The 16,531-nt window shown below is 43.5% G+C and carries 13 protein-coding genes; 7 read left to right on the top strand and 6 right to left on the bottom strand.

Annotated elements, in window-relative coordinates:
* Positions 1-4: 4 nt before the first annotated feature.
* Complete coding sequence (locus Q0230_RS00765) at positions 5-1,960, bottom strand: S41 family peptidase (protein ID WP_298607157.1); 1,956 nt, start codon at positions 1,958-1,960, stop codon at positions 5-7.
* A 160-nt stretch (positions 1,961-2,120) separates the two neighbouring features.
* Between Q0230_RS00765 and Q0230_RS00760 the strand changes: the two genes are divergently transcribed.
* Positions 2,121-3,134 carry a hypothetical protein gene (locus Q0230_RS00760; RefSeq protein ID WP_298607156.1) on the top strand — a complete coding sequence of 338 codons (1,014 nt, stop codon included), beginning with the start codon at positions 2,121-2,123 and terminating at the stop codon, positions 3,132-3,134.
* Positions 3,135-3,139: 5 nt separating this feature from the next.
* Entirely contained in the window at positions 3,140-4,216 is a 1,077-nt protein-coding gene (locus Q0230_RS00755; protein ID WP_298607155.1) for a hypothetical protein, read from the top strand.
* On the opposite strand, the gene Q0230_RS00750 is transcribed toward Q0230_RS00755, so the two are convergent.
* Positions 4,213-5,085, bottom strand: a complete 873-nt coding sequence (locus tag Q0230_RS00750) for a LysR substrate-binding domain-containing protein (RefSeq protein WP_298607154.1) — start codon at positions 5,083-5,085, stop codon at positions 4,213-4,215. The genes Q0230_RS00755 and Q0230_RS00750 overlap by 4 nt on opposite strands.
* 95 nt (positions 5,086-5,180) lie before the next feature.
* Here Q0230_RS00750 and Q0230_RS00745 point away from each other — a divergent pair, with 95 nt between their 5' ends.
* Both Q0230_RS00745 and Q0230_RS00740 read left to right on the top strand, forming a co-directional pair.
* Complete coding sequence (locus Q0230_RS00745) at positions 5,181-5,564, top strand: tautomerase family protein (protein WP_298607152.1); 384 nt, start codon at positions 5,181-5,183, stop codon at positions 5,562-5,564.
* Between the two features lie 42 nt (positions 5,565-5,606).
* Complete coding sequence (locus tag Q0230_RS00740) at positions 5,607-6,509, top strand: Rossmann-like and DUF2520 domain-containing protein (protein WP_298607150.1); 903 nt, start codon at positions 5,607-5,609, stop codon at positions 6,507-6,509.
* On the opposite strand, the gene Q0230_RS00735 is transcribed toward Q0230_RS00740, so the two are convergent.
* Together Q0230_RS00735 and Q0230_RS00730 are read right to left on the bottom strand one after the other, a co-directional pair.
* Positions 6,492-7,460, bottom strand: a complete 969-nt coding sequence (locus tag Q0230_RS00735) for a RimK family alpha-L-glutamate ligase (protein WP_298607148.1) — start codon at positions 7,458-7,460, stop codon at positions 6,492-6,494. The genes Q0230_RS00740 and Q0230_RS00735 overlap by 18 nt on opposite strands.
* Before the next feature lie 80 nt (positions 7,461-7,540).
* Positions 7,541-8,188 carry a hypothetical protein gene (locus Q0230_RS00730; protein WP_298607147.1) on the bottom strand — a complete coding sequence of 216 codons (648 nt, stop codon included), beginning with the start codon at positions 8,186-8,188 and terminating at the stop codon, positions 7,541-7,543.
* A 485-nt stretch (positions 8,189-8,673) separates the two neighbouring features.
* Here Q0230_RS00730 and Q0230_RS00725 point away from each other — a divergent pair, with 485 nt between their 5' ends.
* Positions 8,674-9,330, top strand: coding sequence for a lysozyme inhibitor LprI family protein (locus tag Q0230_RS00725; protein ID WP_298607145.1), 657 nt, complete (start codon positions 8,674-8,676; stop codon positions 9,328-9,330).
* Positions 9,331-9,382: 52 nt separating this feature from the next.
* Here the strand turns inward: Q0230_RS00725 and mutS are convergent, their stop codons facing one another.
* The gene (mutS, locus tag Q0230_RS00720) at positions 9,383-11,956 is read right to left on the bottom strand and encodes a DNA mismatch repair protein MutS (protein WP_298607142.1); all 2,574 of its coding nucleotides are present in this window, start codon (positions 11,954-11,956) and stop codon (positions 9,383-9,385) included.
* A 439-nt stretch (positions 11,957-12,395) separates the two neighbouring features.
* On the opposite strand from mutS, the gene Q0230_RS00715 reads away from it, so the two are divergent.
* A complete protein-coding gene (locus tag Q0230_RS00715) occupies positions 12,396-13,385 on the top strand; it encodes an AAA family ATPase (RefSeq protein WP_298607140.1) in 990 nt (329 codons plus the stop codon).
* Between the two features lie 64 nt (positions 13,386-13,449).
* Entirely contained in the window at positions 13,450-15,960 is a 2,511-nt protein-coding gene (locus Q0230_RS00710) for a S8 family peptidase (protein ID WP_298607138.1), read from the top strand.
* 215 nt (positions 15,961-16,175) lie between these two features.
* Here the strand turns inward: Q0230_RS00710 and Q0230_RS00705 are convergent.
* On the bottom strand, positions 16,176-16,531 hold a 356-nt coding region (locus Q0230_RS00705; protein ID WP_298607136.1), incomplete at its 5' end, for a transposase family protein.

Below are 16,531 nucleotides of genomic sequence, written 5' to 3'. Positions count from 1 at the left end.
CCAGTTAGCTGCTACATTTTAAGCTAACACTAGTAGCAGCCACTTTCACATCCTTAGCGAAACCCTCCACCCGAACTCTCCGTTCACCAGTTGCTTTCGGCAGGGTGATAGTTAATGCATTATTGCTCACATCCTGTGAACCAGCCGGACGATTGTTGAGATACCAATCCACCCGATCAATCGCCTCCGTAGTGACTTGTAATTCACAATTCGCTGCATTGGTTTTAATGTTGAGTTGATAATGTGATTGAGCCACTAATAACTTAGCTGCGTGATTAATCAAATCTTGATTGGTACTTAGAAGATCTGTGCGCGTCATATAGTGGCGTTCATCGGGTTCTACACCAAAATCTTCGAGAGGTAAGCCAGCCTGCTCACCAACTCGTAACATCCGCCGGCTAGACACACGAAAATCAGCCATACGTGGTAATTCAGTAAAAATGTTTGTGAGAGCATTCGTTTCAGCTCGCCCAGGCGCTTCGGCTAAAACACGTAAAACTAAATGCTGCCAAACATTCGCCCCACCTGCACCTGTATTATCGTTTGCCCCTAAAATTTTGCCGACTTTATTGTCTCTAAATCCCGCTGCAAACATATCGGTAGCGCTATAGCAGTGCGCATCAGTGATCAAAACCACAGGGCCAGTATAAACTTGCCCAATATCATTGGCCTCTTCCACAGAAGTGATGGCATGCGCGGTGGAGTAAAGCGTCCCAGTCACAGGGGCTTGTTTGAGGGACGGCACCCAATCTTTGAGATTAATCTGCGGTGCAAGCGGTGAGGGTGAGTTACGGATACAGAGTTCACGAACCAGTGGGGTACTAATAAATTGCGCTTTTTCGGGTTCCACCGGATGTGGAGTGAAAATTTGCAGCAAGCGCTCGGCCGCGGTAATTAAGCCGCCCGGATTACCACGCACATCGAGAATCAAGCCAGTTTGTGGTAGGAGCTGTAAAAGGCGAATAATCTCATTAATAAAGGCTTGATCGTCTTGCACCATAAACGAAAATAAGCGCAGATAAGCAAAATTCCCACTCGGAGTCGTCACTGAGCGCGCAGTGATGTCCTGCAATAAGGATTTTACTTCGGTGCTATCCGCTGCTCGCCGCCCTGAAACTCTGCGTTCAGCACGCTTCATTTCGACAAATAGTTTCTTACGCGCTTGATTGATGTATTCGCCTTCAAGCTGATTCCCTAGCAGAAAGTCGCGATAAATCGTGGATGGATCAGGACGAATGGGTAGTAAAATATCCGGGCTAGGGGCTGCCCCTAAATCAACGCCTAAACCGCTACTGGGTTTAATCAATAACCACTCAAAAGAAGTTTCGAGTAATTTGTCATCTGCAGTTTTATATTGCAGATAGATACGTGTTTCTAAAGGTGGCAGATTAATCGCTAAAGGCCGAATCGTCAGGGAGCGTAAACCTACAGCATAACGTGCTGCTGGATTACTCCCACCCCCCTGTTCACCATTTAAGCGAATGGCCTCCACAATGGGCAAACCATTCCAAGCGATTAATTCCACCCCTGCTTTAAAGGTATCGGAGGCTGGAGCTGCACTACTGATTTTAGTGACTAAATAATGGGCTTGTTGTCGATCATCAAAATACTCTTCCACTAAGAAAGGTAAAATCGCCGTCAATGAATTATAAGGCGCGGGTAAGACATAATTCGTATGTAAATCATGCAGGCTAGTGAAAATGGATAAGAGTTCACGATGAAATTCCAGCTCATTTTTCACGACGGGATCGCTGGGATTTTCAAGGCGATATTGCAATAGAGTTAAACGCTGTACTGGATCAATCGCATATAAGGCTTTTTTTAGATAAATATGTGCGTAGACCTGCTCAATCAAAATCTTGGCTTGGTCAACGAGTATGCGTTTATCAGTAAGGGTTAGGCCGGCATCTTTGGGTAAATTGTCGGCTAAACGTGGCAGCCCGGCGGCAAGTTCTACCATGATATGCTCCCCAGCGTGTTGTTGATTTCGTTTAGACAGTATACGCTGCCTGCTCAAGAAACAATGTGAAATTCAATTAAGCTTAGACTAGTTTTCAGCATTTAAAGTGGATTATTCAGCCACTGACAGTTTAAAAAAATCAGTTAAATAAGGGGCGGGCATGCAAAAGCAGGTTAAATTTAATTACTTATGGCTAGCTATATTAGGACTTGGATTATCAGCTCAAGCTTTGGCTGAGCCTAATCAGCGCCATTATCTAGCGCTCAGCCAAGAACAGGGACAGATTTTGTGGTTGCAGACCGGCGCTAGCCCTAGTATCAACACTTTCAATGGACAGACGGGCGCTTTAGAAAAGAGTGTAGATTTAACTATTAAGCCTGAGCAGTTAATTATGGGCTTTACACCAGATGGTTTTAAACTGGCCTTATTGGAGGCTGCAGGTCTAAGTATTCTACATCGAACCGGCAAAACTTTACGCACTTTACAAGTGCCGAATTTACCTAAACCCGCTAGTAGTTATCAGCCGGCTATGGCTATTACCAATGCATCGGGCACTGCTCAAGTTTTTTATGCTGCTCAAACCCAACAATTACATGTGATTCACACGGGCAATGGCAAAGAACTCGCCACCGTCGAGCTACCTAAAGCTCATTTATTGGCTTTAGGTTTAGATGCGAATATGAATAAACTGGCGTTTGTCACACAGGGCAAGGTAGGTAAAGCCGATTTACAGGTCTATGATCTTTTCAAAAAGACTACCGTGAAAACCTATGAGATCCAAGCACCCGCCGCCTTTAGCCAGCCAGTGGTATTCAGTCAGGATGGCAGGTATGTCGCTCTGTTGCCGCAAGTGATTAATCTACAAACTGAAGCAGTGTTTAACGTGAAGGGCGCTAGCGGTTCGGCGGTTTTTACGGCTAATAATGAAGCCCTCTTATTTGCCAGCAAACAAGGGCTGCAGCGTTTGGATTTAAGCACTCAGCAGTCACAGCCTTTGGCCTTAAATTTACCTGCCAATTGCCGCACCATTGTCGCTGATGACATCAGTGCTGATCAACAGCGTTTGGCCTTTGCCAGTTTATGCAGCAATGATCCCCAAACCTTGGCGGTGGTGTCATTCCTAGATGCCCATACAGGCCAATGGCAACGTAATGTAAATCTGGCGAAACCTTAGTCCTTATGCCGCATTTAGTCGTGGATATTTCTGCGCATGGTTTTGGCCATTTAGCGCAAACTACTGCTGTGCTTAATGCTTTAGAGCCATCGAATTTGCGCCTGACCATTCGCTCAAAAGCCCCCTTAGCGATCCTGCAAGAGCGTATCCATTTGCCCTTTGAACTAATTCCTTATCAGCAAGATAATGGCATGGTGATGCTAGATGCTTTGAAAGTAGATGTGCCGAAAAGTTTTGCTTGGTATCAAAATTTTCACGCTAATTTTGTCGCTAGAGTAGAGCAGGCAGCTATTGATTTAGTGGTTTTGCAAGCTGATTTATTGTTTGCCAATGTGCCTTATCTGAGCTTAGCGGCAGCACACAAATTAAACTTACCAACGCTGGCTTTATGTTCTTTGAACTGGGCTGATATTTTTCAAAGCTATTGCGGGCATTTAACAGGTGCAGCTGCGATTCATGCAGAGATTTTACAGTCTTATCAAGGGATAAACTGTTTTCTACAGCCTACACCTTCTATGCCCATGCCAAGCTTAGCCAATAAACATAGTATTGCTCCGATTGCTAGCTTAGGTAGGAGGCAGTCTGAGCACTTAAAGGCTGTAACGCATGGACAGTTTCAGCAGTTTGTTTTAGTTGGTTTAGGTGGGATTGGGATGCGCTATCCCTTAGAAACTTGGCCAAAGCTTAGCGGTATCGCTTGGATTTTTGATGACCAAAGTTTGCATGTACAGCGGGAAGATTTGTTGCCAGTTTCGTCCTTTGGTTTGAGTTATATCGATTTACTAGCTTCTTGTGATGTTGTTCTCACTAAAACGGGTTATGGTATGCAAACAGAGGCAGTGGTTAACCAAATTCCAGCGCTCTGTGTGCAGCGTGGTGATTGGCCAGAAGAACCTTATTTATTTGCTTGGCATCAGGAGCATGGTGAGGTGGCTTTTGTGGATTGGCAAGCGATTCAAACCGGTAAGTTTGTTGGACAGCTACAAAGTTTACTGGCTACGAAATGGACTAAAGCGAGCGTAGTACCTAGCGGGGCAGCGGAGGCAGCACAAATTATTCAACAAATACTAACAAAGTGTTAAACAATCTTAAAAGCTTGCTTAGTTATGATCTCACTGACTAAGCGTTGGGCATCAGTAAGATTGCGATTTCTTAAAACGATTTTAATTTTCGGTAAGCTTGGTAAATTTAGGCGTGGGGTGAGAATCTCAGTTTCTGCAATGACCGTATGACTTGCACGCACCGTAATCGCTAAGCCCAAACCTACTGAGGCCATTAAGCTATTTAAACTATTCGCACTGTAAATCATCTGCCAAGCAATCCCTGCTTGGTCGAGTGCTTGAGTACAAGCATCACGGAATTGACAAGGGGGAGCATAAGCGGCTAGTGGTAAGGGTTTTTGCTGATTCCATTCATAAGCGGTTCGCCCAATCCATACCATACTGTCTTCGCTTAGAATTTGCCCATCTTTAGGTTCACGCTCTAAAGTCACTACTAAATCATACACACCATTGTGGTAGCCTTGAATTAAGCTGTAGCTATGTCCGGTATCAACTAATAAGCGTAAAGCAGGATAAGTTTGGGCAAACTGTGCCAGCAGTTCCGGAATAAACTGTTCGCCCATACTCATAGAAATGCCAATCCGGACTTCACCTTCAAGCATCGTTTGTGCAAGGGCTAATTGAGCTTCTTCTTGCAGTTTCAGCCAACGTTTTGCATAGACTAAGAAAATTTCACCGTTAGGTGTTAGAACCCGTTTGCGTCCTAGAGGCATGAATAAGGTGGTGTTCAGTTCTTGTTCTAAGCGCTGAATATGTTGGCTAATGGTAGATTGGGTTTTAAATAAGTAATCAGCTGCCCGAATAAAACCATCTTGTTCTACCACGGTAACAAAACTACGCAATACTTCAGTACTGAGGTTGGCAAGCTTAAAGTGAGCTGAGTTATTCATTGGATTTTGCGATTAAATTAATTAAAATACATCGTTAGATAAGATCATAAATCTCCATTAAGGTAAAGCCATCGTTTACTACTAGGATGAAGCTGATGCCTTATATCACTGTCAAACTCGCTCTAGCACAACCTTTGAGTAGCATGCAAACTCAGGAATTGATAAAAGGGGTAACTGATGTCATGGAGCATACTTTGCGTAAGAAGCGCCATTTAGTGGCTGTTTCAGTTGAATATTTACCGCTTGATCAATGGTTCATTGCTGACCAAACCATCGCTACGCAAACTGCTTTTATGCAGGCTTATATAACAGCGGGGACGAATACAGAAGCTGAGAAAGAACAGGCCATTCTGGAGTTGCATAGCTTGCTAGCAACTGTTCTGGGCGGAATAGAGGAAGCAAGTTATATTGTTTTAAGTGACACACCCGCTACAGACTGGGGCTATGCAGGCAAAACGCAAGCACGTCGTTATTTTTAAAATCCTTAACAAATCACCCACACTAGCAAGAGAGAGTTAGCCATGTCCCAAACTAAGCCTACCACTCGCCTCAATATCATAGGTTGCGGCCATCTGGGTCAAACCCTAGCTTATCTTTGGGCACAAGTTGGCTTAAACATTGGACAGGTTCTGAATACTTCGTTGCTGAGTAGCCAAGCAGCTGTCAGGTTTATCGGTCAAGGTCAGGCTATAGAAACTATTTCCGAATTAAAACCAGCAGATTTATATCTGCTTGGTTGCCCTGATAAAGCTTTAGAAACTTGCTGTGCTGAGCTAGCTCAAACTCAGGTGCTGCGCGAAGGCACTATTGTATTTCATTGTAGTGGGGCAATTGCCTCAGATATTTTGCAGCCTTTGAAAGAACAGGGTGCTTATATTGCGAGTGTGCATCCGATTAAAAGTTTTGCTCAACCCAAGCAAGCGGTGCTTTCGTTTCAACCAACCTACTGTGGGGTAGAAGGGGATGCAGAGGCTTTAGCTGTCTTAGAGCCTTGGTTTCAGCAAATTGGTGGCATTAGTTTTAAAATCGATGCGAGGCAAAAAACGCTCTATCATGCTGCCAGTGTGTTTGCGTGTAATTATTTGGTGGCTTTACAGAGTATCAGTTTGCGTGCCTTTGCGTTGGCAGGTGTGGAGCAAGAGCTGGCTTTAAAAATTTTACAACCGATTGTGCAAGATACCGTAGCCAATCTATTTAAGCTTGGCTCAGTTGACGCGCTGACAGGCCCGATTGCACGTGGTGATGCTGGAGTCGTGGCTAAGCAATTAGCTGCCTTAAAGGCTAGTTTGCCTTTAGAAGCTGAAGTTTATCGTTTGTTGGGTTTAGAAGCCTTGCAATTGGCTAGAGAGAAGCAAACAACACCAGAAGCCTACTTACAAGAAGTGGCTAAAGTCTTAGCAGTGCCTTCAGCTCGCGTTGACTAAGGCCATACACAAAGCCTCCGTAATTGGATGTTTGAGTTTATATTCGACATCCAAATAAATAGGGCTGGAGTTGCATTCGAGCAGATAATATTCGCCTTTTGGTGTGAGCTTAATATCAATGCCGGTATAGCGTAGACCAAGTAAAGCGGCTGCACGTCTGCATTGCAATTCAATCAAGCGCGGCAGACTAACTTCGGTATAGGTGATCTTGCCTTGTTGGTAAGTTTGCTCACCACGAAAATCAATGGTGCCTTCTGGTACACCCACTGCGGCACAAGAGACAACCGCATCATTCACTACTACTATCCTTAAGTCTTCACCCTGAATGCGTTGTTGAATAATCGCAGGTGCCATCACTAAATTGTCTAAATTATTTTGCTCTAATAGCTGATTAGCCGACAGTGTCAGAGAACCGCCCGCTGCTGGTTTAATGATGCATTCGCCTTGTTCAACGATAAAACGTTTCGCTTCAGCAGGGTCATTAGTGACTAAGCTAGCTGGCAAGTGACAGCCGGCTGCTTGTAATTGTTGTAGTTGATAAGGTTTTCGTCGTGAAAGCAAAGTTTGGGAGGGCGGATTAAACATCGGGACGCCAGCCTGTTCATATAGTAATAACAGGCTTAATAAAGTATCGCTACGGTCACGCTGTAAACCATAATGCTGAAACCAAGTTTCCCAATTCAAATGCTGCTGTTCGCTACTACGAAAGGCTGCTTCGGTGGGAATATCAGGGGCTTGCGCACAAACTAAGACGGCACCGATTGTGCGAGGGCTAATATCTTGTCCTTGCCAAGTAATCTGTTGGCCTTGCCAAGTCAACGGTGCGTAGCGACCGTCTTGCCCATAGGGATCTAAAGTGATGACTTGAGCACCTAAGCTTTGCAGCGTCTTAATTTGATGTGCGGTTTGGATTTGCTGTGGATAACCAATAATTAAGATATTTATTGTCATAGTTTGTTTATCTAACTAGGCATAAAGAGGAGCACTTAGGCTCCTCAATTCAAGCTCTATTTAATTACTTGAGTAGATGCTCACTCTTTACAAGGCGAGCTTGGGAGATAGCACCCGCCGTCTTCACCAAAGGCTTTAGTTGTACCTCCGCCATCTTCTTCGCCCACTGCTTGAGTGGTTAGTCCACCGTCTTCTTCACCTAAAGCTAAGGTAGTGACCGTGGGTGGATCTTTGATCCCACCATCTTCTTCACCGACAGCTTGAGTGGTTAGTCCACCATCTTCTTCGCCTAAAGCTAAGGTAGTGACCGTGGGTGGATCTTTGATCCCACCATCTTCTTCGCCTACTGCTTGAGTAGTTACTACTCCACAATTAGGTTTGCTACCATCATCGCATTTTGGCGGTGTGTTTTGTGCGCCATCATCGCACTTTGGCGGTGTGTTTTGTGCGCCGTCATCACATTTTGGCGGTGTGTTTTGTGCGCCATCATCGCACTTTGGTGGTATAACTGGAGTTTCACCACTACCTAAACCTAATTTTTGGAGGATGCCTTGTAAGAGGCTCATAATGAATGACTGAATATTAGTCAGTTGTTCTGAATTACTGTTAGTGCTGCTTTGAAATTGGGCACTAGTGCTAGCTGAGACAGGCGTATTTTTAGTGGTATTCGTTTCATTCGTGCTAGGTGCTCGTCCAGGCACCTGATAATTAAAAATTCCCTTCATCATATTCTGATTCCTTATTCTTTAGTGCTCTAGAAAATGTCAACTAAAAGTTTAAAGGTTACAGAACGAGCCTCACAGACGAAAAACTATAAGTGGCAGGGCTAAGTCGATAATAGTGCTTGGGTTTTGAACTTAAAAGAAAATGGAAGCCTGAAACCTCTGAAATTAACGCTTAGGAGACTACGTTCTTGATTGGAGGAGGAATCAGTTCTCGCGGGTAACAGGCTTCCTGAATGCTCAGTTATTTTTATTTGAGCCGTTTCCCATGGAAACACTTACTATTATGCATAAGCTAGCTTGCTGAGAGCTTAGCACCTTGATATTTATAAATATATTCTATCTCGTTTCTAAGACTTCATGCGATTTTCTAATTTTAGTTGAAGCTTTAAGCTCATCAATACGCCAATTTGCCAGTTAATCTGCAGGTACTCCGGCTCAAGACTTAAAGCGTTATAATAGCTCGCTAATAAAAAAATTTTGGAGTTCCTATGTCGAAATTTACAGTGCTGCGTTTTAGTGCTGGCTTAGGCTTAGTGTTAATGAGTGCGACGAGCTTAGCCGCTAGTTTTGATTGCAAAAAAGCCGCGACTTTAGTGGAAAAAGCCATTTGTGCGAATCCCAAATTATCGCAATTGGATCAGGCTTTGGGCAAAGCCTATACCCAAGCTTTAAGCAGAACGAGCGATAAGGCTAAGTTGCAAGCTGAGCAAAAAGACTGGCTAGCTAAAGTGCGTAACCCTTGCCGAACTGAGTATTGTATTCAAGAGGTTTATCAAATTCGTTTGGCTGAGTTGACTGCAGATTTACAAACTATTCAAAGCACTATCTTCGGTGAATATCAACGCTATGATCAAGGTAAACCCGATGAGCATACAGCTACCTTAAAAATTATAGCAGTGGATAAGCATAAAGCGAAAATTACGGGAGATAGTATTTGGATTGGCAATGCGGCTAGTGGCAATGTGAATTTAGGCAATATTGAAGGCGAATTTCCAATTAGCAATAACAGGCTTTATTATCATGATGAATACGCCTGCAAATTTACTATCGTGTTTAAAGCAAACGGATTAGACGTTAAAAATGATAATAATCGTTGTGGTGGTTTGAATGTGAGTTTTAATGGATTCTATAAAAAGGTACATTAACTCAAAATTTGTGTCTACCCTAGAGCTATCTTAGCTAGGGTAGACTGGCTAACTAGTTCAACATCCTTTTTAAAAGGTATAACTCCTCTAGTGCTTGTCGTGGCGTCATTTCATCTGGTTCCAAAGCTTGCAAAGCAGCCTTCACTTTCTGGGCAGTTTCATCTTTCGGCTCGGTGGGAGCGCCAAATTGCAGCGCCAAACTTTGCCCAACTGGTGGTGTATTCGCTGAGTTCTTTTCCAGTGAAATGAGTTTTTTCTTGGCCTGCCCAATCACTGTTTTCGGTACACCTGCTAATTGCGCAACTTGCAGTCCATAACTTTGATTCGCAGGGCCATCTTTGACCGCATGTAAGAATACAATCTTGTCGCCATGTTCAATTGCGTCAATATGTACATTAGCAATGGTGCTAATCTGTTCAGCTAAATGCGTCAACTCAAAATAATGAGTGGCGAATAGAGTAAAGGCTTTACGTTCACGTGCGAGATAATCAGCAAATGCCCAAGCCAATGATAAGCCGTCAAAGGTGCTAGTTCCGCGCCCAATTTCATCCATTAATACGAGGCTATGTGCGGTGGCATTATTGAGAATATTCGCGGCTTCGGTCATTTCGACCATGAAGGTGGAGCGTCCGGTACTCAGGTCATCGTGTGCACCAATGCGCGTGAAAATCCGATCAATATTGCCCAACCGCGCGGATTCAGCAGGCACATAACTGCCAATATGCGCCATCAGCACAATCAGCGCGACTTGGCGCATATAGGTCGATTTGCCGCCCATATTCGGGCCGGTGATCATCAACATGCGCCGCCGTGCATCCATGTATAGATCGTTCGGCACAAAGGGCGCATCCAGCGTGCGTTCGACCACTGGATGGCGGCCACCCAGAATTTCAATGCCCGCACCTTCCACCAATTTCGGGCAGTTGTAATTTAAAGTATTAGCGCGCTCTGCAAAATTAGCCAGCACATCTAATTCAGCCACCGCCTGCGCCGTTTGGCGTAGTGGAATGAGATGCTCAGCAAGTTGTTGCAGCAGCAATTCGTATAAAGCTTTTTCACGCCCTAGCGAACGTTCGCGGGCTGATAAAACCTTATCTTCAAACTTTTTCAGTTCGGGCAGAATAAAACGCTCCACGCCTTTTAGGGTTTGGCGGCGAATATAATCGGCGGGTATGCGGTGCAATTGGCTTTGCGGAATCTCCACGTAGTAACCGTGCACGCGATTGTAAGCGACTTTGAGTTTATCAATGCCAGTACGTTGTTTTTCGCGGGTTTCCAAATCCAGCAAATATTGATCCGCGTTTTCGCTTAAATTACGCAGCTCATCCAAATCGGCATCATAACCCTCGGCAATCACGCCACCATCACGAATTACTACGGGCGGATTTTCAATAATCGCACGTTTTAATAGCTCATGGAGTTCGTGGTGGGTATCGAGTTGGCGCTGTAATTGCGCCAGTTGCAAATCATCGAGTTGCACAATGGCTTTATGCACTTCTGGCAAGACCGCAAGCGAATCGCGCAAAGTCGATAAATCACGCGGACGTGCGGTGCCCAAAGCAATGCGCGAGGCAATGCGCTCCATATCACCAACACTACGCAGGGTACTTAAAATACCTTCGTAGCGATAATTTTCTAGTAGTGTACCGACAGCTTGATGGCGCAGGCGCAACTCGTGACGATCACGCAGCGGTTTATTTAGCCACCGGCGCAATAAACGACTGCCCATACTGGTGGAGGTTTTATCTAGCACCGAAACCAGCGTATTTTTATGCTCACCACTTAAACTATGTTCCAGCTCCAAATTACGCCGACTAGCTGCATCCAGAATAATGCCTTCGTCGCTTTGTTCAACCTTTAGGCTATTTAAGTGGGGTAGGGCGGTGCGCTGGGTTTCTTGCACATAATTGAGCAAAGCGCCCGCTGCGGCGATAGCCAAAGGCAGATTTTCGCAACCAAAACCACTTAAATCATGTACAGCAAATTGCTTGAGTAATAAACGTGTGGCGGTTTCTAAATCAAAATGCCAAGCGGGGCGTGCAGTAGTGACGCGATTGCGCACAAATTCCAAACGCCAATCCTCTTCATGCAAAATTTCAGCGGGTTGTAGGCGCTCGATTTCATTTTGCAGCGAGCTTAACCCATCGATTTGCTGCACGGTAAAACGCCCACTGCTTAAATCAATTGCAGCTAAACCAAATTGTTCTTGATTTTTATGCAGTGCGATCAACAGGTTATCGCGCCGGTCTTCTAGCAAATAGTCATCGGTTAAAGTACCTGGTGTGAGTAAGCGCGTGATCTTGCGTTCTACTGGGCCTTTCGATTTGGCTGGATCACCAATCTGCTCACAAATCGCGACTGACTCACCTGCCTTCAATAGACGCGCCAAATATTGCTCCACCGCATGATAAGGTACACCCGCCATCGGAATTGGCTCACCCGCCGAATTACCGCGCGCGGTTAGCGTGATATCCAACAATTGCGCCACCCGCTTGGCATCCTCATAAAACATCTCGTAAAAATCACCCATGCGATAGAACAGCAGAATTTCGGGGTATTCGGCTTTGAGACGCAGGTATTGCTGCATCATCGGGGTGTGTTGATTTATTTCTTTAGAATCAATCATTTATATGGAAAACTGTCTAATATGCAGAGGAGCTGTCTAAAACTCGGCTATTTTAGCGCAGTTTAGGATGGGTAGCAGTTTTAGTTCGTCGTTAGTGTAAATAGCTTTCAGTTTGGCGTGTGCACATGTGAGGTTCCCTACCTGCGAATCGTGGTAAGAATTTAGTAGACGGTTTTGTAATGCTTACTTCAAAACGCATCAGAAATTTAGGAAAGGAGTTTTACTAAATCTAGGAATAAAACACCATGCTGAGTGAGCTTTACAGAGTTCAAAATCCAACTTTCGTTTTGCTGAGAGGAGCAGTTAGCTTGTCAGCTCAACATGCTCAAACAACCACAAAGCTCCATAAGAAAATCGACTGAATGTACAAAAAAGGCTATTATGTAAGCTGACTGGAGGGGTTTTTTTCATCATCAGCAAGGTATATTTTTACTAATCTATGGCCACGTCGCAGCAACTTAAAGCTTTGCTACGCTCACACATTGAAGGTGACGATGCACAGTTTTATTCAATTGCTATGCAACTTGCTGCACATGAGGCCAAGCAAGGTCACAGTCAGTTAGCAGCCGAAATACGTGACTTGATTGATCAGGCTAAACGTAATCGCTATAAAAAAGAACTAGCCATTGTTCCTTTAGTAAAACCTAAGGGTGAGCTTTCTGAGCTTCTTGTGGCAAGTTATCCAAAACAACGCCTAAGCGATATTATTTTGCCACCTGATATAGAAAAGCGTCTTAATCGTCTAATTAATGAACATAAACAAGTACACAAGCTACGTTCCTATAATCTTTCTCCAAGAAAGAAAATCCTCTTAGTAGGTCCTCCTGGTACAGGGAAAACGCTAACTGCTTCTGTATTAGCAGGTGAGTTAGGGCTTCCTTTATTCGTTGTTAGGCTAGATAGCTTAATGACTAAATTCATGGGTGAAACCGCCTCTAAGCTAAGATTGATTTTTGATGCTGTTCAGCAGGTGCGTGGCATTTATTTGTTCGACGAGTTTGACAGCATTGGTTCGCATCGCGGCCTGAGCAATGATGTTGGGGAAATTCGTAGGGTCTTAAATAGCTTTTTACTCATGTTAGAGGGGGAACAGTCTGACAGCATTATTGTTGCTGCCACTAATTATGTTGATCTACTCGATCATGCGCTCTTCCGTCGATTTGATGATGTAATTGAATATCATCTTCCAACAGAAGAAGAGATCATTTTTACTTTAAAAAATAAACTCACAAATATTCCAAAGGGAAGAATAAACTGGAAAGCTTTAGCAGAAACAGCTAACAAACTAAGCTTTTCGGAAATATCACAAGCGTGTGATGATGCCATTAAACATATTTTAATCAATGATAAAAGCAAAATATCCCAAGCTGATATCATAAATTCCCTTGAAGATCGAATAATTTCTACTCATTATACTAGCTCACGGTAAATTCTTGCTGCTCAAATGTTGCATTGTCATTTGGGTAAGAAGCACATTGAGTTGAGAGTAGTACATGCCTGAAATTAACCCTAATCTTCCGCATCTAATTATACCTATCAAAGCTCAAAAGGAGCGATTTAAAACCCCTAAAAAGGGGGGCAGTGGTGAGGTAGAGTTACCAACCCGAGAGCGCGAGGCTCATGCTCATAAACTTATTGTACAACTTGAACAGCTTAAGCTGAAAGAACGAGGGTTGATTGATGAGCAGCGTGCTCATGGCATTGAAACAGGTGGCATTCAAATTGAGTTTCTTAGTGATCCAGGACTGACTTTAAAATTAGAAAGCCTAGAGTTTCAGCAACGTGGAATTGAATTATGTTCAACCCATCAGAATGATGAGGGAGCAACAACAGCTACAGTATTTATTCCTGAAGGTAAAATTGATTATTTCCTTAAAAAAGTCATTGATTATAAAGATAAGAACACTAAACCACGTGAAAACGGCACGGTCAGTCCTCAGAATCAAGATCTGGTGGAGAGCATTACTGACATTAAGTTAGCAGTTCTAGATGCTTTATGGACAGATGTATCTGCTCTACTACCTGTAAATTCAAATGAAGCTATTTGGTGGGAAGTTTGGATAAGACTATCTGACAGCTCAGATAATGTGGCTTTATTTCAAGAGCATGCTAGGCGACTAGGACTTAGGCTTAAAGATAATACAAGGGAGATCGTTAAGTTCATAGATCGAGCAATTATTTTGGCTTATGGCACGAAAGAGGCTATGGCTCGCTCCATTCTATTATTGGGGGTCATGGCTGAATTACGCAGAGCAAAAGAGGTTGGTGGTTTTTTCACGGAATTGACCATTTTAGACCAAAGTGAGTGGGTTGATGATCTCTCTTCTAGGGTTCAAGTAAATAAAAAGTCAGATGTCTATGCTTGTTTATTAGATACAGGAATTAATCATCCACATCCACTGCTAGCTTTGGTGGCTGATGCTGGGGATATGCACAGTTATGAACATTTTTGGGGAACTTATGATGGACATCGCAGTGGACATGGTACACCAATGGCGGGTCTGGCAATTTATGGTGATTTGACGGGTGTTCTAGTTTCTAATGGATCTGTCGAACTAAATCATAGACTAGAATCTGTAAAAATACTGCCTAATTCGGGCAGTCCTCAAAATGATCCAAGGCTATACGGTGCTATTACTCGTGAGAGTATTTCGAGAGTAGAAATAATACCCGAACGCAAACGTGTATTTTGTATGGCAGTCAGTTCCGATGGAAGAGAACGTGGTAAGCCATCCTCATGGTCAGCTACTGTTGATAATTTAACATCCGGTGCAGACGATGAAACTCAGCGCCTTATCATTCTCGCTGCTGGTGATGCAGATCCTGGATATTATGTAGATTATCCTTGTAGCAACTATACGAGTTCTGTACAAGACCCTGGGCAAGCATGGAATGCCTTAGTAGTTGGCGGCTATACGGAAAAAATTCATATTGAAGACCCTAGACTTGGTGGTTATCTACCATTAGCGTGCTCAGGTGATTTAGCACCAAGTAGCTGCACATCAATGACATGGGATAGCAAAAATTGGCCATTTAAGCCGGATATTGTCATGGAAGCAGGCAATATTGGTATAGATCGAGCGTTGAACTTTGCCTCCTGTATCGATGACTTAGAGCTGATTTCTACACATCATGATTTTAATAATAAATTATTAGTAAATTTTAGAGAGACCAGCGCGGCCACAGCATTAGCTACTCGTTTGGCAGCAATGGTCTTGGTTAGATACCCGAGTTTTTGGCCAGAAACAGTGCGTGCCTTAATTGTTCATTCCGCCGAATGGACTGGATCAATGCTAAAAACATTTGTAATGAACAAAAACCTTCAAAAGAATAAAAAAACTACATATAGGCCATTATTGCAGTGCTATGGGTACGGAGTTCCGAATGAGGAGAAGTTATTTTGGAGTGCAAGTAATAGTCTTACTCTAATTGCTCAAGATACTTTACAGCCTTTTTTTAAAGGTAAGAAAGATATCGAAACTAAAGATATCAATTTTCACAGAATACCTTGGCCAAAAGAAACATTGGAGGAGTTAGGAAATGTCATCGTAGAAATGAAAGTAACATTATCTTACTTTATTGAGCCGAACCCAGGGCAACGTGGTTGGGGAACAAAATACTCCTATGCTTCACACCGCCTACAGTTTGATGTTAAACGCTCACTAGAAACTCTTGATGCATTTAAACAGCGTATAAATAAACAAGCCAGAGACGAGGAATTTAATAGTAAAAACAACGTGGAAGAATCAGGACACTGGATACTTGGAAGTAATTTACGAAAAACAGGTTCAATTCATTCTGATACTTGGATAGGCACAGCCGTAGAGCTTGCCTCAAGAGAGTATATAGGTGTTTATCCGTTGAGTGGTTGGTGGAAAGAACTTAAAAAGCATCAAGGGTGGACTAAAAGTGCTAGGTACTCACTCATTATTTCTTTAACTACTCCCGAGACTGATATTTATACTGAGATTGAGAGCCAAATTAAGACTTTTGTAGAGGTTTGAGATGCAGTAGCTTCTTTCTCTCATTTTGTCTGTTGACATGGTAGAGTTTTACAGTAATTTTTAGAACAATATCGTGCTTTTTGCCTTAAAAAGCTGTCTAAAATGGATTTTATTTATTCAGTAAAAACAACACATTAAAAAAGTTTTTTGTTGCTCTTATTTTAGATAGTGGCTTTTATTTATAATTAATAATCAATAGACCTCTTGCGAAAGTTTTATTGAAGGATCATGCGATTAACGAGTCCTGCGATCAAGCGTAACTGCCGTTCAAACCGCCGCCGCCGTCCGCGATAAACCCCTTTCAAGAGTCGAAAAATCTTTAACGAACGAATACGGTGTTCCACCTTGACCCGAAGGCGAGCCACGCGTTGATTAAAGGCCTTCTCTTCTGGCTCCAGCTGACGTGTTTTCGGCTTCTTAAACGGCCACACCACCCGACACCCTTCTAGGGCTAAACCTTGATAACCTAAGTCAACCACACCTAAGGCGTTCTTCGCTAAACGAGGCGGCTGTTGTCGCGCGAGGGTGAGGTCATGTTCATGCTGCTGAGCGACCGCCAGGTGTTGGATCT

The organism is uncultured Thiothrix sp., from assembly GCF_937876535.1.
Taxonomy (GTDB): Bacteria; Pseudomonadota; Gammaproteobacteria; order Thiotrichales; family Thiotrichaceae; genus Thiolinea.
The sequence above is the reverse complement of the archived record's forward strand: the minus strand, read 5'-3'. Positions and strand labels throughout refer to the sequence as shown.